Raw genomic sequence first — 22,009 nt, 5'->3', positions numbered from 1 at the left:
TTCGCTCCTAAGCTTCCGATCATGCTTCCCCGACGACTGGCCGCACTGGCCCTCGGCACCCTCGCCCTGGCCACGGCCTGCACCGGCTCGCCGCCCCCCGGTGACGCGCTCGGCTCATCCGCGCCGTCCGCCTCGGCCTCACCCGAGGCGGACGAGTCGGACCCGCCGATCGTGGTCCGCGACCTGACCTCGGCCGAGCTCCAGAACCGTTGGTGGGTCTGGGCCGCGTCGACGGAGTCGGCCCGCAACCCGGTCCTCGACCAGGACGGGCGCCGGTGCGCCCAGGGCCAGAAGGAGGGGATCTGGCTCCTTGCCGGAACGACCGGTGGCGCCGCCGAGCGCTCGTGCACCGTCCCCACCGGGGTCCCGGTCGTGTTCCCGCTCGTCAACCTGATGGGCCCCGCGCACGACTGCCTGGGCTTCATGGATGCGGCCAAGGGCGGTGCGGTCCTCGACGGGAAGGCCCTGACGCCCGAGAGGCTCGACGCGACCCCGATCGACATGTTCACCGCCGCCGGCAACCCGTTCACCGACAAGCGGGACCACTTCCACACCTGGTCGTGCGGCCTCTGGGTGCGTCTGGAGCCGCTCTCCCCCGGGAGCCACGAGCTGAGCTTCCACGGCGAGTCGGGTTCGTTCTCCGACTCCGTGGTCTACCACCTCACGGTCGCCAAGCCCACCACCACCGGCGCCGCCTGAGCGGACCCGCCCGATCGGGGCCGGCGGGGGTGGAAGTCGGCCGGTCCGACGTCCACCCCCGTGCGCTCCCGTCCGCCCCCGTCCGCGCCGCCGGTTTGCGGGAACTGTCGCCCGCTCATCCTTGGCGGGGTACCGTCATCGGCACGGTCCGCTCCGACGGAGACGAGGCGCCCCATGCCCGACCAACAGGCTGGACGGATATTCGAGACCGCGCGCGAGTTCGCCCGCCGTGACGACTGGGACAACGCGGTCGTCTGGTACCGCCGGGCCGCCGACGCCGGCGTCACCGACGCGATGCTGATCCTTGCGGCCCACCACGCGATGCGCGACGAAATGCGGACAGCCCAGGACTGGTTGAGACGAAACCTGGCCGCCGGCGACGACGACCGGGAGAGCGTGGCCGGGTACCTCCGGGGCGCCATCGCCGCGCACTTCGCGAAGAGCCCAGCCGACGCCCGGCTCTGGGAGACGCGGATCCGGACCAGCATCGGCTATCCGACGCCGAACGATCCGCTCAAGGTCCGGCAGGACGCCGTGGCGGTGGTGTTCGGACTTCTGGTGGAGGGCATCGATCCTCCCGGAGGCCCGGCGCATGCGGGCGGTTCGGCGAGCAGCACGGCGGCTGCGTCGGGAGGCTGCCTGCTGGCCGTGCTCGCCGTCGGCTTCCTGCCCATGCTGTTCGCCGCCCTCCTCGTCGTACGCGGCGGCGCCTGACCCTCGCGTCGCCTCAACCGCCCTGTCATCTGCCCCGGCCTCAATTCGCTTTCACGCCGGGCCACCGAGAGCTAGTGTTCGAGGCCGGCGAGCAACCCACGAGGAGTCGAGACATGCCCGGTCGTCCGAGCACGCGTTGACGTCGTAGGCCGTGATCGGCCTGTCATCGCGTGCTGCCCCTGATTGCGCGGCACAGCGAGCCTTCCCCCACCTGAACCGTCGGCAGCGTTCGTCGGTGCGCCCATCGGTGCGCGCCTGTCGGTGCGCGCCTGCCGGGCGCCGGGTGGCGGGCCTCGTTCTCGGCAACCCGAGGGGTCCCTGTGCCGTTCACTTCCTCCGTCGTATCCGATGCGGGCCGTCCTGCGCCGCCGGGCCTCTGGCGGGACGGTGACTTCCGCCGGTTCTGGGTGGGGCAGACGCTGTCCCAACTCGGCGAGCACACGGGCCTGGTGATCCTGCCGCTGATCGCGGTTGTCTCGCTCGACGCGGGCGCCGACCAGGTGGGCGCCCTCCGCGCGGTGGGGCAGGCGCCGATGCTGTTGCTCTCGCTCTTCGCCGGCGCCTGGGTGGACGGGTGGCGGACCCGGACCGTCATGGTGCTGGCGGACCTCGGCCGGGCCCTGGCGCTGGGCGGGGCCGCCGTGGCCGGCCTCCTCGGCGAACTCGGCCTGCCGGCGCTGCTCGCGGTGGCCTTTGCCGTCGGCGCCCTGTCCGTGTTCTTCGACGTGGCGTACCAGGCGTCACTCGTCCGACTGGTGACACGTGATCAGCTGGTCCGGGGCAACAGTGCGGTGGAGAGCAGCCGCTCCGCCGCGCAGATCGGCGGCCCGGCGCTCGGCGGAGCACTGGTGTCCCTGCTGTCGGCACCGATCGCCGCCGCGTCCGGCGCACTGTTCTTCGTGCTGTCGGTCCTGTCGATCCGCCGCATCCGCCGGATCCGCCAAGTCGAATCGGTCCCGGAGCGCTCGGACCGCGCCTCTCCGGTCTGGCGGCAGATCAAGGAGGGGCTGCGCTTCGTCGGCACCGACACCTCGCTGCGGACCGTGGCCCTCGCCTCGGCCGCCTTCCAGTTCTCCTTCGCGGCCATGATGACCGTCTACCTGCTCTTCCTGCCGCGGGACCTCCACCTGTCGGGCACCGCCGTCGGTCTGGCGCTCGCGGCGACGGGGCCGGGCGCACTCCTGGGCTCGCTGCTCGCCGCCCGTCTCCCGGGCCGGCTCGGTCACGGCCCGGTGCTCGTGTTCGCGGCGGTGCTCGGTGACGGCGTCATGCTCTGCGTGCCCGCCCTGCACGGCCCCTCCGTGATCACGATCCCCGCGCTCGTCGCGGTCAACTTCGTGTTCGCAGCCTTCGGCCAGCTGGTGAACGTCACGGTCATGGCCGTGCGGCAGGCCGTCACCCCGGACGGGATGCAGGGCCGCGTGGCCGCGACGATCACGTTCACCGGCATGGGCCTGACCCCGTTCGGCGCGCTGCTCGGCGGCCTGCTCGCGGAGGAGTGGGGGCTGCGCAGCAGCCTGCTGGTGACGGCCGCCGGCATGCTGCTGTCGCCCGTGCTGATGGCCCTGTCCCCGCTTGCCCGCCTGGGGAGGACGCTTCCGTTCCCGCCTCGGGAGGCGCTGCCGACCGCCGACCGGCCTGGAACCCGTGCGACCGACGACTGTGACACCGGGGCGGCTCAGCCTGCCCCGCAGTAACACGGGGGCGCGCACCCGACGGTTCACGCCCCTCGCGCGTGCCTCACCCCAGGACGCGCGGCACGGTCACCCGCACCCATTCCTCCGGCTGCGACAGATGCGGAGCGTGACCGGCACCCTCGTACAGGTGCCGTTCCGCCTTCGGCAGCGCGAGGTCGACCAGGTCCAGCACCTCGCCGTACATCGGCGCACTGTCGTCGCTCTGGGTGAGCAGCGCGGGCTCGGCGTAGTGGGCGAGGGCGGTGAGGTCGAGGTCCAGCGCATCCGGGTCGCGCAGCTCGTCCAGGTAGGTCGGCGCGTTACGGATGTAGGTGTGCCGGATCGGCGCCGGCAGCTGCGCCCACGCCCCCGGCCCGAACGCGAGCGTCTCCACGAACAGCTCCGCCGCAGCGGCCGACTCCGCCTGCTCCAGCAGCTCCCGGACGGCCGCGATCCGCCCGGCGAACGCCGTCCCGATGGGCCGCAGGTCCGGGTCGGCGAGCAGCATGGCCGTCCCCGGCGGCTCGTGCACGGCGAGACCGCGCAGCAGGTCGGGGCGGGCGGCGGCCAGGCGGAGCGTGATCAGCGAGCCGTACGAGTCCCCGCAGACGAAGGCGGGGGCGAGGCCGAGCCCCTGGATCAGCGCCGCCAGGTCGGCCGCGTCCTCGTACACCGAACCCTGGGTGAGCAGGTCCTCGCTGCGACTGTGCCCGCGCCGGTCGTACACGACGACGGTGGCCTGCTCGGCCAGTCCGGGCACCACCCGTGCCCAGCTGTCGGCGTCGCTCCAGGACCCGTGGACCAGCACCACGCCCGGCCCGGACCCCCGGGCCTCGTAGTACAGCGACACCCCGTTCACCCTGATCTCGGCCATCGCGAACCTCCCGACCGCAGTCGCGCTCCAGCCCCTCCCCACCAGCCTGACACAACCCGATCGGCCTCGGTCAGATCAGCGGACCGAACACCCCGCGGTCCCAGTGCCCCAACCACGAGCCGGTGACGGACGGCAACTCCTGCCCCTCGGTGGACTCGTCGTAGGGGAGCACGGCCGTCGGCGCGAACCAGCCCTCGCCGGGGTCGATGCGCAGGCGCAGCACGTTAAGGGGGCGGCGGAGCGTGACGAAGAGCCGCAGGTCGGCGGTGCGGGGGTGGTGGTTCTCGTAGCGGTCGTGGACGGTGCGGCAGATCGACTTGATGTCGGTGTCGGAGAGGAGGAGGTACCGGCTGCCCGGCCCGAGGTTGACGCAGAACCGCCGACGGGCGGTCTCCCGGGCGGCGTACGGGAGGTTCTGGTGGTTGTCGACGTGCAGCCCGGTGAGCAGCCCGGTGACGGGGTCGACGTGCGTGAGCAATTGTCCGGGGTCGTCGTGGGTATCACCGAGGGTGACAGGGGTCGGGTCACCGAGGGTGTGCACTAGGGCGGCGAGGGTGTGGAGGTCGAAGACGGTGTCGGGTACGCGGAACAGCTCGATCAGGCCGCTGTCCCTGGTGAAGATGCTGGGCGCGAACCGCTCGGGGTAACCGTCGGGGAGGGGCTTCCAGCCGCCGTCGGGGACGACGACGGTGGTCTCGTAGCCGGGTTCGAGGGTGAGGCGGCGGACGCCGGCGATCTCGCAGCGCTCGTAGACGGCGGCGGGGTCGCGGAAGGCGATGGCAGCGGGGTGCATGGGGGCTTGCTCCTTGGTCGGGAAATTGGGGGGCTGCCGGGTGACCTTCGCTTGTACGTGATCGCGTCCGGCGGAGGTTTGGTTCTTCAACTGGCGAGCGGGGGCTGCTGATTGGCGGCGTCCAGCAGGACGCGCACCCAGACGCGCTTGCCGGCGCCCCGGCGGACGACCACCCCGAAGTCGAAGGCGAGGTCGCGGACGAGCTCGATCCCGCGACCGCCCTCGTTGAAACGGCGCGGACGCCGCTCCTGGAGCGGCAGGTCGAAGCGCGAGTCCCAGACTTCGAGGCGGCAGTCACCGCCGAACTCCTGGAGGAGGAGCCGGACTTCGCCCTGTCCCTGGCAGGCGTGGACAACGGCGTTGGTCACGAGCTCGGAGGTGATGAGGACGAGGTCGTCGACACGCTCGCCCTCCCAGCCCCAGGCGGCGAGTTGGTCGCGGATGTGGCGGCGGGCGGTACGGACCGAGCTGGAGTGCTCGGTGAGGGTGGCCTCCCAGGTACGGAGGGCGGGTGTGCGCAAAGTGGACATAGTTCACCCCTTCGCAGCTCGACGCTCCATCAGGAGCGTGTTCGTGCGGTCACGTTGAGTGTGGGGCATGCGAAATCGAACCTGCAACAGCAATGCTCGAAGAAATTAATTGATCTTGAACCGGACTTGAGTCCTCACCCACCGTCTGGCGAGACTGGTCGTTCACACCCGGAGGGAGGGGTGCCACTTGAGCAAGGACCTGTCAGCGATCCGACAAATCCGCCTCGGCGACGAACTGCGCGCCTGGCGGCTGGAGAACAACAAGACGCTCATCGACATGACGGCCGGCCTGAAGGGCTGGAGCCCCGGTCGGCTCAGCAGGATCGAACGAGCCCAACAGTCCATCAGCGCCGCCGACCTGGCCACGCTTCTCGATCACGCCGGAGTCACGGGTCAGGAACGGGAGGACTTGGAGAACCTTCTCGGGAACGGGCCTACCAAGCACTGGTGGCGCGACCTCGACTACGCCGAGGCGATCACGCCGGCCTTCGCCGAATACCTCGCACTCGAAGCCGATGCCTCACACATACTCAACTACTTCCCCTCGGCATTCCCCGGCCTGGTCCAGACCGAGGGCTACGCAAAAGAGATGATCGCCGCCGGCCTTGACTCTCCCAACGAGGAACGCGTCGAGGCCGGAGCGGAGGTCCGCATCCTCCGCCAGCGTCGACTGACCCAGGACCCGGCACTCACCTTCGAGGCCTACTTCGGGGAGGTCGCACTGCTCGTGGCAGGCGACAGCACCGTGTTGGCCGAGCAAATCAAACATGCAATCAAGGTCGCCCAGTACGCCAACGTCACGTTGGGGATGGTGCCGTTGACGGCCGGACGGCCTGGCATCCTGTCGTCCGGAATCACCCTGATGCGATTCCCGGATGACCCCGAAAACGGGTTCGCCTTCATCGAAGCCGTCGGCGGTATGCTCCCGCGTAGAACGGGACGCGACGTACGACGAGCCGAGCGAGCCCTCGCCCGAGTGAAGCGGTGCGCCCTGTCCCCGCAGGAGACCATCACCGCCCTTGAACGCAAGTTGGAAGAGCTGACGTGAGCGAGAAGCAGGATCCTTACGACCACAACCCCGCCGACGCCACCTGGACCAAGTCCCCCTTCTCCGGTGACGGCAACGGCGACTGCGTGATCATCGCCCGCTTCCCCAACGGCGACGTCTGGCTCGGCGACGACAAGCACCCCGACCGTCCGCACCTCGCCTTCAACAGCTCCGAGTGGACCGCCTTCGTCAAGGCCATCGAGACCCGCTCCCCCAACTTCACCGCCTGAGCGCCAACGGCCCTGCCCACCATCGAGGCAGGGCCCAAGGCCCTCTACCGCGACCGCAACGTGGGTGAACGATTCTTCGCGCGCCTCAAGCAGTTCCGCGCGATCGCCACGAGACTCGACAGGCTCACCGACCGCTACCGCGCCGGAGTGGTCCGGCCTCCGCTCCGCGGCTCTAGCGGCAGACCTCGTGCTGCTGCTCGGCCGCGACCTTCCCGGCCAGGGAACCCAGCGCCTTGGTGAGGGCATCCCGGTCGGCGTTCGCCTTGAAGAACATACCGGTGTCCGCGATGACCGACACGATGAACGCCCGGGAGTGGTCGCCGGCACAGTACTCCGTCACTCCGGCGCCCGGCCCCGAGGCCAGGACGCCCCGGCCGATCAGGTCCTTCGTGGTCGCATGGCCCTCCTCCTCCGGGCCTTCTGGATCGACACCGAGCAGGAAGAAACTGAGCACTTCCTCCCCGTCGACCGAGATCTGGCAGGACACCTTGCCGGCGTCCACCTCGCGCTGCTCGGTGCCGGGGCGCCCCTTGGGCAGCAGGGCGCCGAGCGGGGTCCCGTCGGCCCGCTCAAACCCGCACAGCGTCTGCTTCAGCCCCTGCTCGTCATCGCCCCCGAACAGCAGCACGGATCCGACCGCGACCGCTGCCACCGCAACCACCGCCCCACCGAACAGCCAGAGCCGGCGGCGGCTCCGCCCACCCCCCGGGCCGGAGATCGTCTCGGTCGGTACCGGCGCCTCGGCAGCTGCCTGAGTGTCCGTCATGGCTGGTCCCCCCGTGGATGTTGTCTTGATCGACGCAAGAGCGTATCGGGGAACGACGGATTCGATCAGCACAGTTTCGTCACGTTCATCGGCAGACGGGCACCAAGACCTGTCTGACAAGCCGACCGCCTTCGCTCCCTGACCTCGGCGCCGCCCATCCCCACCCCGTGACACAAGCGTGGAGGCCCTGCCCCACGGCAGGTCCTCCACGCCAACGACCTACCGCAGGGACCACCCGTTCGACGGCCGGTCGAGCCAAGCCCAGTGCCGGCCCTCAGGGGTGACGGAGACGCCGAACCGGCTGGGCCCGGGGCGGCCGCTGTCCGTCCACCACCCATATGCCGCCTCGACCTCGTCCCAGAGCCGGCGCGGCCCGTGCTGGTAGACCGTGAACAGGTCCTCCGCGCTCCCGTCGTGATCCACTGCTGCCCACGAGCACGCGTCCGTAGTGGCGATCCACAACCGGTCCGCCACCCCTTCCACCGGAACGTCCTCCCAGGTGTGCCAGACATCGCCGAGGCGGTGCCCGATGGCGAACGCCGCCTCTCCCCCCACCACCGCACGGCGGGGCAGCGTCGTCGTGGACTCGGCGGCCCGGTGATCGTCCTTCACCACGTCCCGGTAGATCTCCAGATGAGTACGCTGGGTGCGCATCAGCATGAACGCACTGTCCGGGCTGTACCGGCCGACCGCCGTCCCGTCGTCGCCGACCGCCAGGCGCAGAAGCCCCCAGTGCGCCCAGGGGTTGTCCCACGGGGTGAGGATCACACCGCCCGGCCTCGTCTGGCCGATCCACGGTGCCGGGATCCTCTGAACCGCGCAGGTGGCCACCACCCGGTCGTAGGGGGCATGCCGGCCCCACCCCAAAGCCCCGTCTCCGTAGACGACCTCCGGGCCGAACCCGGCTTCCCTCAGCACGGCGCGGGCCCGCACCGCCAGGGAAAGGTCGAGCTCGATCGTCGTCACATTCGCGTCGCCGAGCCGGTGCGACATCAGGGCGCTCGTCCAGCCGGTGCCGGTGCCGATCTCCAACACCTTCATACCCGGCTGGAGTTCGAGCATCTCAAGCATCCGGAACACGATCGACGGCGCCGAGGACGAGGACGACGGCCACGCGTCGGCCAGATCGTCGGGCACCGTGCCGTCGTTCAGCTGCGTCACCACGGGCTCGTCGCAACCAGCGGCAGCGAACCACTGGTCGGGGCTGCTCCGGCGGTCGCACGGCTGGTAGCCGTCGCCGTCGTCCAGCCAGACCAACTCGGGCAGGAAGCAGTGTCGAGGTGCCGCTTCGGCGGCCTTCGTCCACTCGGGGGCCACGTCGTGGCCGAGGGTGTCGCGAACGGCCTGGAGCAGGCCACGCATGGCGGCCTGCTCCGGGGTGTGCTGGTGCCTCTTCACCGTGAGGTCACTTCCGGTGCTTCGGGTCAGGGGTGGGACCGCTGCCGTCCTTCGAGGGGGAAGGCCCGATCACCGGCCCTCCCGGTTTGGCGTGGCCGCCACCCTTGCCGTCGTTCGGACCGCCCTTGTTCTGGTCGCCCATCAGGGTCGTCCACTTCGTGAAGGTGGTCGTCGCACACCTGACCGCGCCGCTCGCCGGGACCATGGGTCCCGGCCCGGGCGGCGCCGGCGGCTGAGGGGTGGGTGGCCGCGGGGTCGTGAGCGTTGTCATGCCGCTGCTCCTCCTGGTTGTCGCGAGCCGTGCGGTCGACCCGTGTGACCGGCCGCGTCACGGATGCGTCACATCGGGTGACCAACCACACCGTAGAGAGCACCGGAAAGCGCCCTCAACGAAGTTGCGAAGGATTGCGCAACTTCATCCGAGCGCGGTGTGCGGCTCGTTGCAGCCGGCGCCCCTCCGCGCCCCCGTGCGCCCTTGACCGTCCGTCGGCCGCACGCGACCGTGGCGCGAGCACGAACAATCAGCCTGCTGCGGGAGAGCACCATGACACTGCGCTTCCTGGGGATCTACCCCAACACTCCGGCGGAGCACGGCATGGAGGTCACATCCGAACCGGCCACGGTGAAGCTCTGCTCCGCCGCCTTCGAGGCCGTCTGGGATCGTGGCATCGACCACGAGAACTACACGATCTGACCGACACCCACCGGACAGCCAGCCCCCGTGCCCGCTTCACCGTCCTCCAGCGCCCAGGCCGCGCGTAGAGCCGTTGCCGATCGCCTCCGGGAGCTGATGCTGGACGCCGGGTTGCAGGGACGGGAGCTGGCTGCTCGTTGCGGCTGGAACCCGGCCAAGACCAGTCGCATCATCAACGCGAAGGCCGTGCCGTCCGACGCCGACATCCGCGCCTGGTGTCTCGCCTGCGGCGCCGCCGACCAGGCCGCCGACCTGATCGCCAAGAGCCGGGCGGCGGACTCGATGTACGTCGAGTGGCGGCGGATGGAGAGGACCGGGCTCCGCCAGGCCCAGGAGGCGGTTCGCCCGCTCTACGAGCGCACCCGGTGCTTTCGTGCGTACTCGTCCTGGCTGCTGCCCGGCATCGTCCAGACCTGCGCCTACACGACGGCGATCCTCTCCGCGATCCGTGACCGGCGCGGCCTGGTCGACGACGTCTCCGCCGCCGTGGACGAGCGCATGGCGCGCCAGCACATCCTGACTGACGGCGCCCACCGCTTCGCCCTCCTGATCGAGGAGAGTGTCCTGCGCAACGGCCTGGGTGGCCGGGACGTCATGCGCGAGCAGTTGCACCACCTCATGGCCGTAGGCAGGCGCCCGAACATCAGCCTCGGAGTGCTCCCCATGCAGCCGGCTCGCGACAAGGCGTGGCCCGTCGAGGGCTTCTGGATCTACGACACCACGCAGGTCAGTGTCGAGCTGGTCTCCGGATACCTCACGATCACCCAGCCGAGCGAAGTAGCCATGTATGGACGTGCGTTCGCCGAGTTGGGCGAACACGCCGTCCGCGGGCCCGAGGCTCGCGCACTGATCACAGCGGCGATCGACGCTCTCGGGTGAGATCACGCAATCGACCGCAGTCGCGTTGGGCGGTGGATCGACCACTCACTACCGTCGTTGACATCACCCACTGTGGGGCGGCTTCCTGCCCCAAGCCGACGTCGCCATCGCGCCGAACCCTCCCGCCACATTCGGAACGAGCACCTTGTCCACCACGGCCGAGAGGCCCCGCATGACCACCGACACCGCCGACGCCCGCTTCGACCTCGCCCCCGCCGACCTCCGCATCGCCATCGCCGGTGGGCGGCTCTCGCTCACCCCTACAACAGCCTGGCCTTCCTGCCAACGCGCGCTGCGGACGGTGCTGCTCGCGCCGGCGCAGGACAGGCCGACCGCCGGCGAACTCGCCGCCGCGCTGGCCGCTCTGTGACGGCCACCTCGGAATCACCCGGCTGAACTCGGCGGCGGAGCTGCTCCAAGGGGGCGCGCCGAAGCGCAGTGGCCGTGGGCGTACGCCACCACTGGTGGCAGCCCCGGAGGAGCCCGTCCGGCTGACCGCACCTGCGTGCGCCTGCCCACCGGCCGCCGAGTCGTCCGCGCTCACCCGACTCTCGACGCCTCGTGCGAGCGGCGAGCCACGCCTCAGCGCAGTGCGGCAGCCAGGGCCGTGGTCCAGGCCGTGGTGGTGCGGCGGGCGAGCGAGCTGGTGGGGGCGTAGCCCTCGAAGAGGTGGAACGCCCCCGGCACGTGATGGATCTCGGTGGGGACGCCGGCGGTGATGAGCCGTCGCGCGTAGTCCAGGCCCTGGTCGCGCAGCGGGTCCTGCTCGCAGACCACGAGGTAGGTGGGCGGCAGGCCGGCCAGGCTGCTTGCCCGGGCCGGGGCTGCGTACTGGTCGGCCGGCCTCGACCCCAGATACAGCAGCCACATTCCGCGCACTGCTCGCCCGTCGATCACTCGGCCGTCGCTGACCGCGTCGACCGACGGCTGGTCGCACCGGTCGTCCACGGTGGGGACGAGGAGCAGTTGGTAGGCGAGGGCGGGGCCGCCACGGTCCCGGGACGCCAGGGCGGTCGCTGCGGCGAGTGCCCCGCCGGCCGAGCGGCCGGAGACGGCGATCCGGTTCGGGTCCGCGCCGAGAGTGTCGGCGTTGGCGGCGGTCCACTTCAGTGCGGCATAGCAGTCGTCGAAGGCGGCGGGGTAGGGGTGTTCGGGGGCGAGGCGGTAGTCCACCGAGACGACGACGGCGTCGGCGGCGAGGCAGATGTCGCGGCAGTTGGTGTCACCGGTGTCCAGATCGCCGGAGATGAACGCGCCGCCGTGGAAGTACATCACCGCGGGGCGGGTCGACGTCGTCTCACCGGTGGGCCGGTACAGGCGGACCTGCAGGTCGCCCGCCGGGCCGGGGATGGCGAGGTGCTCGACGACCAGGCGGGGGTCCACGAGCGGGGGTTTGGCGGCCAGCACGCTGCGCAGGTGGGCCCGGGTGACCGGTGGATCGGCCAGCGGGTCGAACTCCGGCAGCGTGGCCAGGACGTCGACCAGCTCGGGGTGCACGTTCATCGGCTCCCAATCGTCTCATTGCGACCATCTCAATAGAACTAACCTATAGTCTCATTGAGACGGTCGCAATGGCGTCTCGGGTCGACCGCCGGGTCGGCCATCGGGGCAGCCATCGGGTCGACCATCGGGTCGACCGGAGGACGGGATGATGGACGAGCTGACGCCCTCGCAGTACGTGGTGCTCGGGCTGATCGCCCGCAACGGCCCGATGACGCCGTACGAGCTGAAGACGCGGGTCGAGCAGAGCATCGACAACTACTGGCCGATCCCGCACGCCCAGCTCTACCGAGACCCGCCCAAGCTGGCAGAACTCGGCCTGCTGACCGAGCACGCCGAGGAACACGGCCGGCGACGCCGCGTCTTCCACCTCACCGACGCCGGGCGCGAGGCCCTGCACCGCTGGCTGGCCGATCCGACCACACCCCCGCCGGAGACCCGCAACCCTTCGCTGCTCAAACTCACCTTCACCGACCTCGCCTCCCCGGCCGAGGTCGCCGAGCTGGCCCTGACCCAGGCCGCCCGGCACCGGAGATGGGCCGACGACTACCGCCGGCGACTCGCCGACCTGGACCCAGCGGATCCGGCCACTCCATCCCGGGCCCGCCTGCTCGACCTCGGCGTCCGGCACGAGCAGAACTACGTCGACTTCTGGGAGGCGCTGGCAGCCGAGTACGCCTGAACACGGGGATCCGGCATCGGAGCCGGGCGGACGCGCCGACCGACGGCCCGGGCCCAGTGCCGACCGACAGGTCCCGGGGCGGCCCCACGGGCGCTGCGGGCTGGCAGGCTGTCATGGTCGGGATGCCGCCGGGCATCCCTCGGCCAAGGGGAGGTCCTGTGATGGGTGCCGGACGAATGCCGTCGGAGCTCGAGCCTGAGTCGACAGCCCCGCAGGCGCCTCCCTTCGACCCGGAACTTCGGGCCGTGCTGGCAGCCATGGGAGCGGAGGCGCGGGAAGCGCTCACCCCGGAGAACCTCGCGGCCCGGCAGGAGCAGGATGCGACGTCCCGGCCCAGGCCGACGGCCCAGGAGCTGCGGGCCGACGGCCGCTTCGAGGTGTCGGAGCTGCGTGTGCCGGGAGGGCCGGGCGGGCACGACATCACGCTCGTCAGCGCACGGCCCGCCGGCGTCACCGGGCCGCTGCCGCTCCTGTACTACATGCACGGCGGTGGAATGGTCATGGGCAATGCGTGGTCCGTCCTTCCGCAGGTGCTTCTCGAATGGGCTCTCCCGCTGCAACTCGCCGTCGTCTCCGTCGAGTACCGACTGGCGCCGCAGGTGCGGTACCCCGGCGCCGTGGAGGACTGTTACGCCGGACTCGTCCGGGCCGCCGACCAGGCGGCCGAACTGGGCCTCGACGCGGACCGCATCATCCTGGGAGGGAAGAGCGCCGGTGCCGGACTCGCCGCAGCACTCGCCCTGCTGACCCGCGACCGCGGCGGGCCGGCTTTGATCGGTCAACTGCTGCTGAGCCCGATGCTCGACGACCGCGGCACCACCTTCTCCAGCCACCAGCTGGCCGGCATCGACACCTGGGACCGAACCTCCAACGCGACCGCGTGGCAAGCCCTGCTGGGCGAACGGTACGGCGCCTCCGACCTTCCGCCCTACGCGGCCCCCGCCCGCGCCACGGACCTGTCCGGGCTGCCCCCGGCCTACGTCGAGGTCGGGTCGGCCGAGACCTTCAGGGACGAGGCCGTCGCCTACGCCAACGCGATCTGGCAGGCCGGCGGCGCAGCCGAACTGCACGTATGGCCCGGCGCCTTCCACGGATTCGACAGCCTCGCGCCACAGGCGGTCCTCACCCGGGACGCCCGCGACGCGCGGACCCGCTGGCTCCGGAGGCTCCTCGGACGATGAACCGTCTCCGGCACGACGGTCACGGCGGGGAGGTCACAGCGGTCCCGGCGGGGACGGGTCCTCACGGCCCGACTGTTGGCCGCCAGGCGCACGGCCTGGAATGATCCCTCCGACCACCGACCGCATCGAACACAGGGGGAGACCATGGAGGTAGCGGAGTATCTGCGGGAGAGCGACGAGCGGGCGTGGCGTCGCGCCAATCGTGTCCAGCACTGGGTGGTCAACACACTCGGGGTCCTGACGGTCGTCGGATGGATCTGGGCGATCGGCGTGGCCTTCCTCCCTGCCACCGCAGGGAGCAGCGGCCGCACCGAGTGCGGCTCCCCGGCACTCGTCGACGCCTCCTCGGCGACCTACTCCCGCGACCGGTGCGCCCGCGTCGTGGACGACCGCATCCGCAGCGCCGTCGGCCTCACCGTCGTCACGCTCCCGCTCTCCGCCGCGTGGATCTGGGGCGCGCTCAACCTCCGCCTCCAGCGCCTCCGGGACTCGGACGCCTCCCGGTAGCGACGGCAGGCTCCCGGTAGAAACGGCAGCCTCCTGGTAGCACGGCAGGCTCCACCTACCGTCCGGAGCAGGAAGTCACCCCCGTCGACTTCCTGCTCCGCGTCCTCGGCCCGGATGACAAGGTTCCGCTGATCGGATCCCCGGTCCTCCGGCTCGCACCAACGCGCCTCACGGTGCCGCGACTTGAGGATTCAGCCCCGGTCCCGTGCCGAATCCCAGACGCTGCTCCCGACGAAGTGCACGTCGTAGGTGGCCTGGTCGGGCAGCAGGTCGTCGAACCGCTCCCCGCCCCCGGCGATCCTGGACAGCCGGCGGAAGTACTCGAAGCGCTCCACACCCGGCGCGGCGATGACGAGCAGGTCAGTCGGACCGTCCGCGGCGGCTCCGAAGGCGTGGGGCAGGCCCGGGGGTACGGCGACCAGGCCGCCGGCGCCCACGACGGCCATCCGGTCACCGAGCAGGAACTCGGCGGTGCCGTCGAGGACGGAGAACACCTCCCAGGACACCGCGTGGTAGTGCGGCCTGGCACCGTCGGCGCCCGTGCCGAGCGTCAGCCGGTTGGCACCCAACGCGCCGCCCGTGCTGCCGGCATCGGCCAGCAGCCGGAAGACGCCGTGCGGCATCTCCACACGCTCCACCTCGGCCGGCTGCACCACGAGCGGGCCCGGCTGCTTGCTTCCCATGTTCTCTCCGCCTCCCGACTTGCGCCGTCCCCGGGCCTCCGACGTCCGGAACCGGGTTGGTCCCCATTGGACCGGCCGGGATGATCGGCGGACCAGAAGCACTTGGAGCACACAGTCATCATCGATCGTGATGAGCGGGGGAATCAGGTGGAGCTGAGGCAGCTTCAGTACTTCGTCGCCGTGGCGGAGCACGGCGGGTTCGGTCGGGCGGCCGAGCGGCTGGACATCGTGCAGTCGGCCGTGAGCCAGCAGATCCGCAGACTGGAACGGGAGCTCGGCGTGGCGCTCTTCGACCGCTCCACCCGGCACACCCGGCTCTCCGCCGCCGGTGAACGCCTGCTGCCGGAGGCGCGGGCGGCGCTCGCCGCCGTCCGGCAGGTCGGCCTGGTGGCCGCCGAGGTGCGTGGCGGCCGGGACGGGGTGCTGCGGCTGGGCACCGTCCAGGTGCCTGACGACCGGCTGTACCGGGCCCTGGCCGAACTCGCCGACCGCACACCGCGACTGCGGGTGCGGCTGCGGCGGGCGTCGCCGGCCGAACGGCTGGCGGCACTGCACCGGGGCGAGCTGGACGCGGCCCTCGTCCGCGCCGACGCCCTCCCGGACCACCCCGGTCTCCGACTGGTCCCGGTGTGGCGCGATCCGCTCTTCGTCGCCCTCCCGGCCGGCCACCCCCTCGCGGCGGAACCCGAACTGCGCCTGGAGCAACTGGGCTTCCTGCCACTGCGGTTGGCCACCCGGGACCGCAACCCGCCGTTCCACGACCTGGTGACCGGTGCCTGCCGTGCCGCCGGCATCGATCCGCCCCGCACGGCGCCGTTCACCAGCCTCCAGGAGACCCTCACGGAGCTGGGCGGCGACGTCGAGCCGTCCTGGACGGTCTTCTACGAGGTCACCGGCCTGCCCCAACTGCCGCACGTGGCCGTCCGCCCGCTCACCGGACCGACGGTGACCACCTCGCTCGCCGTCCCCACAGACCCCCCGACGGCCGCCGTCCGACAACTGCTGCGGGCCCTGCAGAAGTGAAGCCAACGGGTGACGGCCCACAGATTGTCAGTCCGCCTGCCTATCATCTGAGTATCTGTACGGATGCGTAGCGTATTGTATTGGCATACTTTTTATGCGGCCCAAACCGCATCTGGCTTTTACTCCGGGGGGAGATCGCGTTGGCAGACGTCAGCGTTGTTCCGCAAGAACTTCATGCATCGGCACAAGTCGCCAGGACCCTCGCTGAGGAGTTCGGCAAGCCCATCCAAGCCGCCCTGACCTCGGCGACCACGACGTCCGCTCAGCTCACCGGCTGGTCGGTCGCCGGCGGGCTCGGGCTACTGGGGAGCAGCTGGGCCGCGCCGCTCGCGGCGCTTCAGCAGCGGATCACGGCCACCGCGACCAACCTGGACGCGAACGCCGATGCCCACAGCCACAACGACCAGGCGGTGGCCGGCGCCTGGGGCCAGCAGCAGGGGGCGAAGCAGTGAGCAGCGTCTACGAGTTGTTGGTGAAGTTCGACCCGCAGGGGCTGCGCGACGTCGCGAAGAACTGGAAGGCGCTGGCACACACCGCGGAGACCGTGGGCTCCCGCCACCGCAACCAGGTGAACGGGCCGCTGCACCAGCACTGGACGGGCGCGGACGCCAGTGCGGCGTATCCCTACATGGAGCGCACCGAGCAGCAGCTGGACGTCGTCCGGGTGGAGGCAGAGGCGGCCGCGCTCACGCTGAACACGGTCGCCGACCGGATGTACCAGGCGCAGACGAACCTGACGAACGCGGTACACCGCGCGCAGGACTCCGGCCTGACCGTGTCGGCGGACGGCGTGGTCAGCCTCCCGCCCGTGGGCCCCGGGGAGCACAACGACCCGGACGCCCAGGCCGATCGCCGCAACCTCATGAGCCTCAGGACCGGCTACCAGGACCGGATCAACCAGGCGCTGAAGGACGCCCAGGGGGCGAGCAACCAGGGCTGCAGCGCCCTCGTACGCCTCAACGGGGAGATCCTGAACGGCCAGCGGGCGAACGGAGCCGTGGCCGAGACGCGGGCCGACGCAGCGCGCGTGATGAATGACCTCGGCCTGGCCGACCCGTACATCCCCGACGGCAAGGACCCGAAGAAGAACGCCGAGTGGTGGAAGGGCCTGACACCCGACCAGCAGGAAACGTATCTGGCCCTGAACGCGGCCAAGATCGGCGCTCTCGACGGCCTGCCGGCCACCGCCCGCGACGAGGCCAACCGGCTCGTGCTGGACCAGAAGCTCGACGCCTTGCAGGCCGGGACACCCGCCTCGCTCGGCCTCGACCAGTCGACCTACGACAAGCGCAAGGCCGCGCTCCAGACCATCAAGGGCAAGCTCGAGGAGACTGCCAACGCGAAGGACGAGCAACACCAGATGTTCCTCCTGGGCATCAACCCCGAGGCCTACGAGGGCGACGGACGCGCGATCGTCGCCACAGGCAACCCGGACAAGGCCACGCACACCGCCGTGTTCGTTCCGGGCACGAACACCGAATTCAACGGCGTCCCGGGGCAGATCGACCTCATCCGCAAGCTGCAGGGCGTCGCCGAGGGGGCCGCCAAAGCCGGCGAGACCGCGTCGGTGATCTCCTACCTCGGCTACGACACCCCAGAGAGCATCATCGAAGCGGCGAATCCCCAGCGCGGAAAGGACGGCGCCGACGACATGCGGCGTTTCTCCGACGGGCTCAGGGTCGCGCACGGTGAGCCGAAGACCCATCTCACCTACATCGCGCACAGCTACGGCAGTTACGCCGTCGGCGTCGCCGCCCGGGGCGGCGACGGCCTGCACGCCGACGAGATCGTCGCGCTCGGCAGTCCTGGCATGGGCGTCGACGAGGCCAAGCAGCTTCATATCGACCCCGACCATGTCTGGATCGGGGAGGCCGAGGACGACCCCACGCGCCTCGTCGGCGGGTACACCTTGGGACCCGGCCCCCACAACCTCGGATTCGGCGGCCACAACCTCTACATCGACACCGAGGGCCACGGCGGCTACTGGGACGACAACTCGGAAAGCCTCTACAACCAGGGAAAGATCATCGCCGGGAAACCGCCGGAGATCGAGCCCAAGGAAATGAACCTTGGAGGGGTCATCCCCTTCTGGCACTCGTGAGCCGATCCAAGAGAGACCATCCCATGAACCGTCCGTCCACCTACCGGTCCGTCACCCGCACCCGACTGAAGCGCTTCATGGCAGTGGCGCTGATGGCCGCCACCCTTGGAGCCTGCATGTCCAGCCCCGGTACCGGGAAGAACGACCCTCTGCCCGTCAAGTCCCGCCAGGAGGCGCTCGACTGGGCACGTCAGCTCATGGCGCACCTGGCCCAGACCGCTGGCATCGAGATCAACAGCGAACCGGAGCAGATCACCTTCAGTCCGTGCATCGGCAGGAACGGCGAATCGGCGCCCGACGACCGATACACCCTCCTGTACTTCGCCCACAGCGACGTTCCCGCTGCACGGCAGAACGATGTCGTCCGCAGCGTCCGGGACCTGCTGACGAACGAAGGCCTGAGGATCTCGAGCTACCACGAGACACCGGCCACACAGCCGAACTCCACCGTCACCGCGCGCCACCCCGACAGCCGTTACGTCACCACCGTCTTCAGCACCGATGACACACGCATGGCCCTGAGCGTCAACACCCCCTGCCTCCTGCCGCCCACCGCGTCGGCCTCCCCCACCCCGTGAGTCGGCGGCGTTCCCCGGCCGCGTCGACGGGGCACGTGTCACGAGGCCGGCGCTCCCACGGAAGTCGCCTCCGCCACGGGCAGCCGGCCCTCAGTGCAGCAACGCCGGGGCCAGTTCGCGCCACTCGCGGGCGGGGAGGGCGGCCGGGTCGGCGGTGAGGACCTGGATGCAGACGTGGTCGGCGCCGGCGTCGAGGTGTTCGCGGACGCGGCGGCGGATGGCGTCGGCGTCGCCGTGGGCGACGATCGCGTCGACCAGGCGGCGGCTCGGGCCGCCCACGATGTCCGCGTCGCCGAAGCCGAGCCGCCGGACGTTGGCCTCCTGGTGAGCGGCCATCGAGACGTAGGCGGCGACGTGGGCGGTGGCCACTTCGCGGGCGCGGGCCGGGTCGGTGTCCAGGACGACGGCCTGCTCGACGCCGAGGAAGGCGTCTGGCCCCATCAACTCGCGGGCTCGCAGGGTGTGTTCGACCGGGACGAAGTAGGGGTGGGCGCCCCAGGTGCGTTCGGCGGCGAGCCGGAGCATCTTCGGGCCGAGTGCGGCCAGCACGCGGCGGGGCGCCGGATCCGGCACCGGGCTGTGCGTGGGGACGGCGTCCATCGCGTCCAGGTAGGCGGTCATGGTGGCGACCGCGCGGCCGCGGGCCGGCATCGGGTAGCCGTCGAGCTTGTGGACGGTGTCGTCCACCCGGTGGCCGCCGAGGCCGAGCAGGTAGCGGCCGGGGAAGGCCTCGCCGAGGGTGCGGGTGGCGGTGGCGGCGGCGATCGGGTCGCGAAAGGCGATGTTGGCGATGCCGGAGGCGATGGTGAGCCGGCGGGTCGCCGACAGGAGCAGCCAGGCCTGGCCCGCCGTCTCCCGACCGAACGCCTCGCCGAACCAGATCGCACCGTACCCGAGCGCCTCGACCTCCGCGGCGGCCTCCCGGACCCGGCCGGCGGGCTGGGCGTCGAAGGCGAAGGTCCAGATCCCGACCTTGCCGAGGCCGTTCCACGCAGTGTCCGTCATCGGTGCTCCTCGAAGCTTGTCCGTGATCGTCAGGGCAGGGCGCGGCAGGGCGCGCCACAGCGGGGCCATCCGGAGAGGTTCTCCGGTTTGCCCCGGCCTACAATACGGAGAACCTCTCCGCTTGACCACCGCCCCGCCGCCACCACCCAGCCCCCACCGGCCCCCACAGGCCCCCACCGCCCACCGATCGCGAGGACCCCGCCCATGCCCCCGACGCAGCGCACCGACGCCCGGCGCAACCGCGAGCGCCTGCTCGCAGCCGCCCAGGAGGCGTTCGCCGAGGCCGGCGCCGAGGCCTCGCTCAACGACATCGCCCGGCGGGCCGGCGTCGGGCCGGGCACCCTCTACCGGCACTTCCCCACCCGGGCCGCCCTGCTCGCCGCCGTCCTCCAAGACCGCGTCGGACGACTCTGCGCCCGCGCCGACGAGCTGACCGCCACCGAGCCCGCCGACCGGGCCCTCGCCGAGTGGCTGCGCGCGTTCGTCGCCCACGCCCGCACCAACCACGGCCTCGGCGGCGCGCTGCTGCTGGAGGTCTCCGACGCGCTGGGCGTGGACTGCCACCAGCGGATCGAGGACGCCGCCGCGTCCGTCCTCACCCACGCCCAGCGCGACGGCACGGCACGCCCGGACCTGACCGCCGACGACCTGCTCCAACTCGCCCTCGGGGTCGCCCTCACCACCACCGGACCAGGACCGGCCGACGAGGCCCGCGCCGACCGCCTGCTCGCGCTCATCCTGGACGCCGTGCACACGCCGGCGCCCGGCCGCACCACGACGTAGGCGCGCACGAGCACGGCCGCGCCCTCCGACCCCAGCTATCCGTGCCACCTCAGCGGCTCGTGCCCCCCGGCATCACCGAGGCCCCCCGGTTCGCCGCGCCGCCTACCCCTGGGCGGGCGCTCACGCGGCGATCTCTGCTCGGCACCGCGGGGTGCGATGGCGGCGGTGGTAGGAGACGGTGACGGCGGCGAGGAGCGGGCCCCAGAGGAACAGCGGCTGGTAAAGGATGCCGACGACGAGGTTCCCGGCCCGTGTCATGTCATCGTGAGGAAAGGTCCACCACCAGGGGACGAAGGCCCAGAGCACGGTCAGAACCATCGCACCCAGGGCGGCAGGAACCACGGCGGCCATCGGGCGGACTCTGCGTCCTCCGATCAGCGGTATCCAGCGGGGCACGACCTCGCCCCACGGACGCACCAGACCGATCGTGAGGAAGGCTGCGAGCTCGCAGAGCACGCTGAGTGACAGCATCCATACCTTCGCGCCGATCGTCTGGAAGCTCTCGAAGCCAACGTCGGTGTATCCGGCTGGGTATCCGAGCACCAGGGCAATGCGCCACAGTCCGCTCGGCAGGACCACCCATGTCGTCAGGTGCGCAACGCAGACAGCCCAGCGGGGCGGCGCCGCTGCGGAGATGACGGGCGAGTTGCTCGTTCGAACGCTCATGCCACACATCGTCACGCGCCGCCAAACAGGCTTCATCAGCCTGCGCGGCCGACCCGGACAGCCCTGTGGAACGAGAGCGGGACGGTGGCCTCCCCCGCGCGAGGGAGGCCACCGTCGTCGTCCGAGGCCTTGGCCTCCGCGGAGCCTGCCGCGCTTCTCCGGGTCGCGGCCACCCAGCGGCGGCGGGGTTCCGCGACAAACATGGTCGGCCAAGCCGCTCAGGATCCACACGGCGATCTCGGGGTCGAAGACCTCGCCGTCTGCCGCCCGCTCGGCCACCCACAGCCGGCTGACTTCAGCGAGCCGGTGCTCGACGGCAGTGCACAGGGCATCTCGAAGGGTGCCGGAGACGGCGAGGACGAGCGGACCCTCGCCGTCGTCCGGGTCGACAACAGTCTCGGGACCATCGTCGTCAGGGACTTCCTCAAAGCCCCGACCGGTGAAGATGCTCTCCCACTCGATCAGAGCCTCCTCGACATCGAAGTTGCCGAAGGTCAGGGACTCGAAGACCCCGTCGGGACCACCCTCCGCGACAGCAGCGGCAGCTTCGGCGTCCGGTGCCACGAAGTACTTGATGACGATGCTCACCGGGGCATAATGCCTGTTCCACCGGGCCCGGTTACCTGCCAGCGGCCAGCAGAAGCCGACCTACCGACCCGAGATGCTGTCCGCCCACAGGCCAAGATCAAGATCTACAGCTGGTACTAGGTTCACCATGAGATCGGGTACAGGTTTCATGGCACCGTCCCCCTGCGGTGCCCTAGCGTCGTGCCATGACGATTCCAGCTGGACTGATACGCACGGTCCTCCGGGCGCGGCGGGACACCGGCTTTCTTGCCGCTGGTGTGCTGCCGCACCTGGCGCTGGTGCCCGTGTGGGCCTGGGCGGCGGCGACTACCGCCAAGACGGGGAACTGGCTCCTTACGGTTTCCGTGTCGGCCGCCCTGGTCCTGCTCGGCACCCCGGTGCTGACGGCCGTTCAGCGGGCTCGCTACCGGG

The 22,009-nt window shown here is 70.9% G+C and carries 25 protein-coding genes and 2 pseudogenes; 18 read left to right on the top strand and 9 right to left on the bottom strand.

Translation table 11 applies throughout. The features are described from left to right. Positions 1-21 precede the first annotated feature (21 nt). The 3 genes from ACZ6NC_RS06035 to ACZ6NC_RS06025 all read left to right on the top strand — a co-directional run bounded on the left by ACZ6NC_RS06035 (position 22) and on the right by ACZ6NC_RS06025 (position 3,110). Complete coding sequence (locus ACZ6NC_RS06035) at positions 22-699, top strand: signal protein (RefSeq protein WP_465729466.1); 678 nt, start codon at positions 22-24, stop codon at positions 697-699. Positions 700-873: 174 nt separating this feature from the next. Beyond that, entirely contained in the window at positions 874-1,413 is a 540-nt protein-coding gene (locus tag ACZ6NC_RS06030; protein WP_465729464.1) for a hypothetical protein, read from the top strand. 320 nt (positions 1,414-1,733) lie between these two features. Continuing rightward, positions 1,734-3,110: an MFS transporter gene (locus tag ACZ6NC_RS06025; RefSeq protein ID WP_465729462.1), complete on the top strand. Its 1,377-nt coding sequence runs from the start codon at positions 1,734-1,736 to the stop codon at positions 3,108-3,110. Positions 3,111-3,153: 43 nt separating this feature from the next. Here the strand turns inward: ACZ6NC_RS06025 and ACZ6NC_RS06020 are convergent, their stop codons facing one another. The 3 genes from ACZ6NC_RS06020 to ACZ6NC_RS06010 form a co-directional block, all read right to left on the bottom strand. Next, entirely contained in the window at positions 3,154-3,963 is an 810-nt protein-coding gene (locus tag ACZ6NC_RS06020) for an alpha/beta fold hydrolase (protein ID WP_465729460.1), read from the bottom strand. A 70-nt stretch (positions 3,964-4,033) separates the two neighbouring features. Beyond that, positions 4,034-4,756 (bottom strand): hypothetical protein, encoded by a 723-nt coding sequence (locus tag ACZ6NC_RS06015; protein WP_465729458.1) that lies wholly within the window; start codon positions 4,754-4,756, stop codon positions 4,034-4,036. A gap of 86 nt (positions 4,757-4,842) precedes the next feature. Continuing rightward, on the bottom strand, positions 4,843-5,286 hold the full coding sequence (locus ACZ6NC_RS06010; protein ID WP_465729456.1) for an ATP-binding protein: 444 nt from the start codon (positions 5,284-5,286) through the stop codon (positions 4,843-4,845). 187 nt (positions 5,287-5,473) lie between these two features. Between ACZ6NC_RS06010 and ACZ6NC_RS06005 the strand changes: the two genes are divergently transcribed. The 3 genes and pseudogenes from ACZ6NC_RS06005 to ACZ6NC_RS05995 all read left to right on the top strand — a co-directional run. Further along, positions 5,474-6,334, top strand: a complete 861-nt coding sequence (locus ACZ6NC_RS06005; protein ID WP_465729454.1) for a helix-turn-helix domain-containing protein — start codon at positions 5,474-5,476, stop codon at positions 6,332-6,334. Further along, positions 6,331-6,564: a DUF397 domain-containing protein gene (locus tag ACZ6NC_RS06000; RefSeq protein ID WP_465729452.1), complete on the top strand. Its 234-nt coding sequence runs from the start codon at positions 6,331-6,333 to the stop codon at positions 6,562-6,564. Before ACZ6NC_RS06005 ends, ACZ6NC_RS06000 begins: the two co-directional genes overlap by 4 nt. A 36-nt stretch (positions 6,565-6,600) precedes the next feature. Further along, a pseudogene (locus ACZ6NC_RS05995) lies at positions 6,601-6,714 on the top strand (IS5/IS1182 family transposase); the annotation flags it as partial. 22 nt (positions 6,715-6,736) lie between these two features. On the opposite strand, the gene ACZ6NC_RS05990 reads toward ACZ6NC_RS05995, so the two are convergent. Beyond that, positions 6,737-7,330: a hypothetical protein gene (locus ACZ6NC_RS05990; RefSeq protein ID WP_465729450.1), complete on the bottom strand. Its 594-nt coding sequence runs from the start codon at positions 7,328-7,330 to the stop codon at positions 6,737-6,739. Between the two features lie 219 nt (positions 7,331-7,549). After that, positions 7,550-8,728: an rRNA adenine N-6-methyltransferase family protein gene (locus ACZ6NC_RS05985; RefSeq protein WP_465729448.1), complete on the bottom strand. Its 1,179-nt coding sequence runs from the start codon at positions 8,726-8,728 to the stop codon at positions 7,550-7,552. A gap of 544 nt (positions 8,729-9,272) precedes the next feature. Here ACZ6NC_RS05985 and ACZ6NC_RS05980 point away from each other — a divergent pair. The 3 genes from ACZ6NC_RS05980 to ACZ6NC_RS05970 all read left to right on the top strand — a co-directional run bounded on the left by ACZ6NC_RS05980 (position 9,273) and on the right by ACZ6NC_RS05970 (position 10,671). Beyond that, positions 9,273-9,422 carry a DUF6879 family protein gene (locus tag ACZ6NC_RS05980; RefSeq protein ID WP_465729446.1) on the top strand — a complete coding sequence of 50 codons (150 nt, stop codon included), beginning with the start codon at positions 9,273-9,275 and terminating at the stop codon, positions 9,420-9,422. A gap of 27 nt (positions 9,423-9,449) precedes the next feature. After that, positions 9,450-10,301 carry a helix-turn-helix domain-containing protein gene (locus ACZ6NC_RS05975; protein ID WP_465729444.1) on the top strand — a complete coding sequence of 284 codons (852 nt, stop codon included), beginning with the start codon at positions 9,450-9,452 and terminating at the stop codon, positions 10,299-10,301. Between the two features lie 172 nt (positions 10,302-10,473). Next, positions 10,474-10,671 carry a hypothetical protein gene (locus ACZ6NC_RS05970; protein ID WP_465729442.1) on the top strand — a complete coding sequence of 66 codons (198 nt, stop codon included), beginning with the start codon at positions 10,474-10,476 and terminating at the stop codon, positions 10,669-10,671. A gap of 212 nt (positions 10,672-10,883) precedes the next feature. On the opposite strand, the gene ACZ6NC_RS05965 is transcribed toward ACZ6NC_RS05970, so the two are convergent. Beyond that, a complete protein-coding gene (locus ACZ6NC_RS05965; RefSeq protein ID WP_465729440.1) occupies positions 10,884-11,804 on the bottom strand; it encodes an alpha/beta hydrolase in 921 nt (306 codons plus the stop codon). 145 nt (positions 11,805-11,949) lie between these two features. Here ACZ6NC_RS05965 and ACZ6NC_RS05960 point away from each other — a divergent pair, with 145 nt between their 5' ends. From ACZ6NC_RS05960 to ACZ6NC_RS05950, 3 genes are all read left to right on the top strand, one after another. After that, positions 11,950-12,483, top strand: a complete 534-nt coding sequence (locus tag ACZ6NC_RS05960) for a PadR family transcriptional regulator (protein WP_465729438.1) — start codon at positions 11,950-11,952, stop codon at positions 12,481-12,483. A gap of 161 nt (positions 12,484-12,644) precedes the next feature. Next, positions 12,645-13,664 carry an alpha/beta hydrolase gene (locus ACZ6NC_RS05955; protein WP_465729436.1) on the top strand — a complete coding sequence of 340 codons (1,020 nt, stop codon included), beginning with the start codon at positions 12,645-12,647 and terminating at the stop codon, positions 13,662-13,664. 144 nt (positions 13,665-13,808) lie between these two features. Then, a complete protein-coding gene (locus tag ACZ6NC_RS05950; protein ID WP_465729434.1) occupies positions 13,809-14,171 on the top strand; it encodes a hypothetical protein in 363 nt (120 codons plus the stop codon). A 191-nt stretch (positions 14,172-14,362) separates the two neighbouring features. Here the strand turns inward: ACZ6NC_RS05950 and ACZ6NC_RS05945 are convergent, their stop codons facing one another. Beyond that, positions 14,363-14,854, bottom strand: coding sequence for a cupin domain-containing protein (locus ACZ6NC_RS05945; RefSeq protein ID WP_465729432.1), 492 nt, complete (start codon positions 14,852-14,854; stop codon positions 14,363-14,365). 147 nt (positions 14,855-15,001) lie between these two features. Between ACZ6NC_RS05945 and ACZ6NC_RS05940 the strand changes: the two genes are divergently transcribed. The 4 genes from ACZ6NC_RS05940 (at position 15,002) to ACZ6NC_RS05925 (ending at position 18,556) form a co-directional block, all read left to right on the top strand. Continuing rightward, the gene (locus tag ACZ6NC_RS05940; RefSeq protein ID WP_465729430.1) at positions 15,002-15,877 is read left to right on the top strand and encodes a LysR family transcriptional regulator; all 876 of its coding nucleotides are present in this window, start codon (positions 15,002-15,004) and stop codon (positions 15,875-15,877) included. Positions 15,878-16,017: 140 nt separating this feature from the next. Then, positions 16,018-16,329: a hypothetical protein gene (locus ACZ6NC_RS05935; RefSeq protein WP_465729428.1), complete on the top strand. Its 312-nt coding sequence runs from the start codon at positions 16,018-16,020 to the stop codon at positions 16,327-16,329. Between the two features lie 20 nt (positions 16,330-16,349). Beyond that, positions 16,350-17,978, top strand: coding sequence for an alpha/beta hydrolase (locus tag ACZ6NC_RS05930; protein WP_465729426.1), 1,629 nt, complete (start codon positions 16,350-16,352; stop codon positions 17,976-17,978). A 23-nt stretch (positions 17,979-18,001) separates the two neighbouring features. Continuing rightward, positions 18,002-18,556, top strand: coding sequence for a hypothetical protein (locus tag ACZ6NC_RS05925; RefSeq protein WP_465729424.1), 555 nt, complete (start codon positions 18,002-18,004; stop codon positions 18,554-18,556). Positions 18,557-18,646: 90 nt separating this feature from the next. Here ACZ6NC_RS05925 and ACZ6NC_RS05920 read toward each other — a convergent pair whose 3' ends face one another. Beyond that, a complete protein-coding gene (locus ACZ6NC_RS05920) occupies positions 18,647-19,561 on the bottom strand; it encodes a TIGR03620 family F420-dependent LLM class oxidoreductase (RefSeq protein ID WP_465729422.1) in 915 nt (304 codons plus the stop codon). Positions 19,562-19,765: 204 nt separating this feature from the next. On the opposite strand from ACZ6NC_RS05920, the gene ACZ6NC_RS05915 reads away from it, so the two are divergent. Next, positions 19,766-20,344: a TetR/AcrR family transcriptional regulator gene (locus ACZ6NC_RS05915; RefSeq protein WP_465729420.1), complete on the top strand. Its 579-nt coding sequence runs from the start codon at positions 19,766-19,768 to the stop codon at positions 20,342-20,344. Positions 20,345-20,464: 120 nt separating this feature from the next. Here ACZ6NC_RS05915 and ACZ6NC_RS05910 read toward each other — a convergent pair whose 3' ends face one another. After that, positions 20,465-21,598 (bottom strand): hypothetical protein, encoded by a 1,134-nt coding sequence (locus ACZ6NC_RS05910; RefSeq protein WP_465729419.1) that lies wholly within the window; start codon positions 21,596-21,598, stop codon positions 20,465-20,467. Positions 21,599-21,783: 185 nt separating this feature from the next. Between ACZ6NC_RS05910 and ACZ6NC_RS05905 the strand changes: the two are divergent. Continuing rightward, positions 21,784-22,009: pseudogene (locus ACZ6NC_RS05905) on the top strand (sensor histidine kinase); the annotation flags it as partial.

It is taken from the genome of Kitasatospora sp. NPDC041988 (assembly GCF_055588525.1).
Note: the sequence above shows the minus strand (reverse complement) of the source record. Positions and strands in the feature narration are given on the sequence as shown.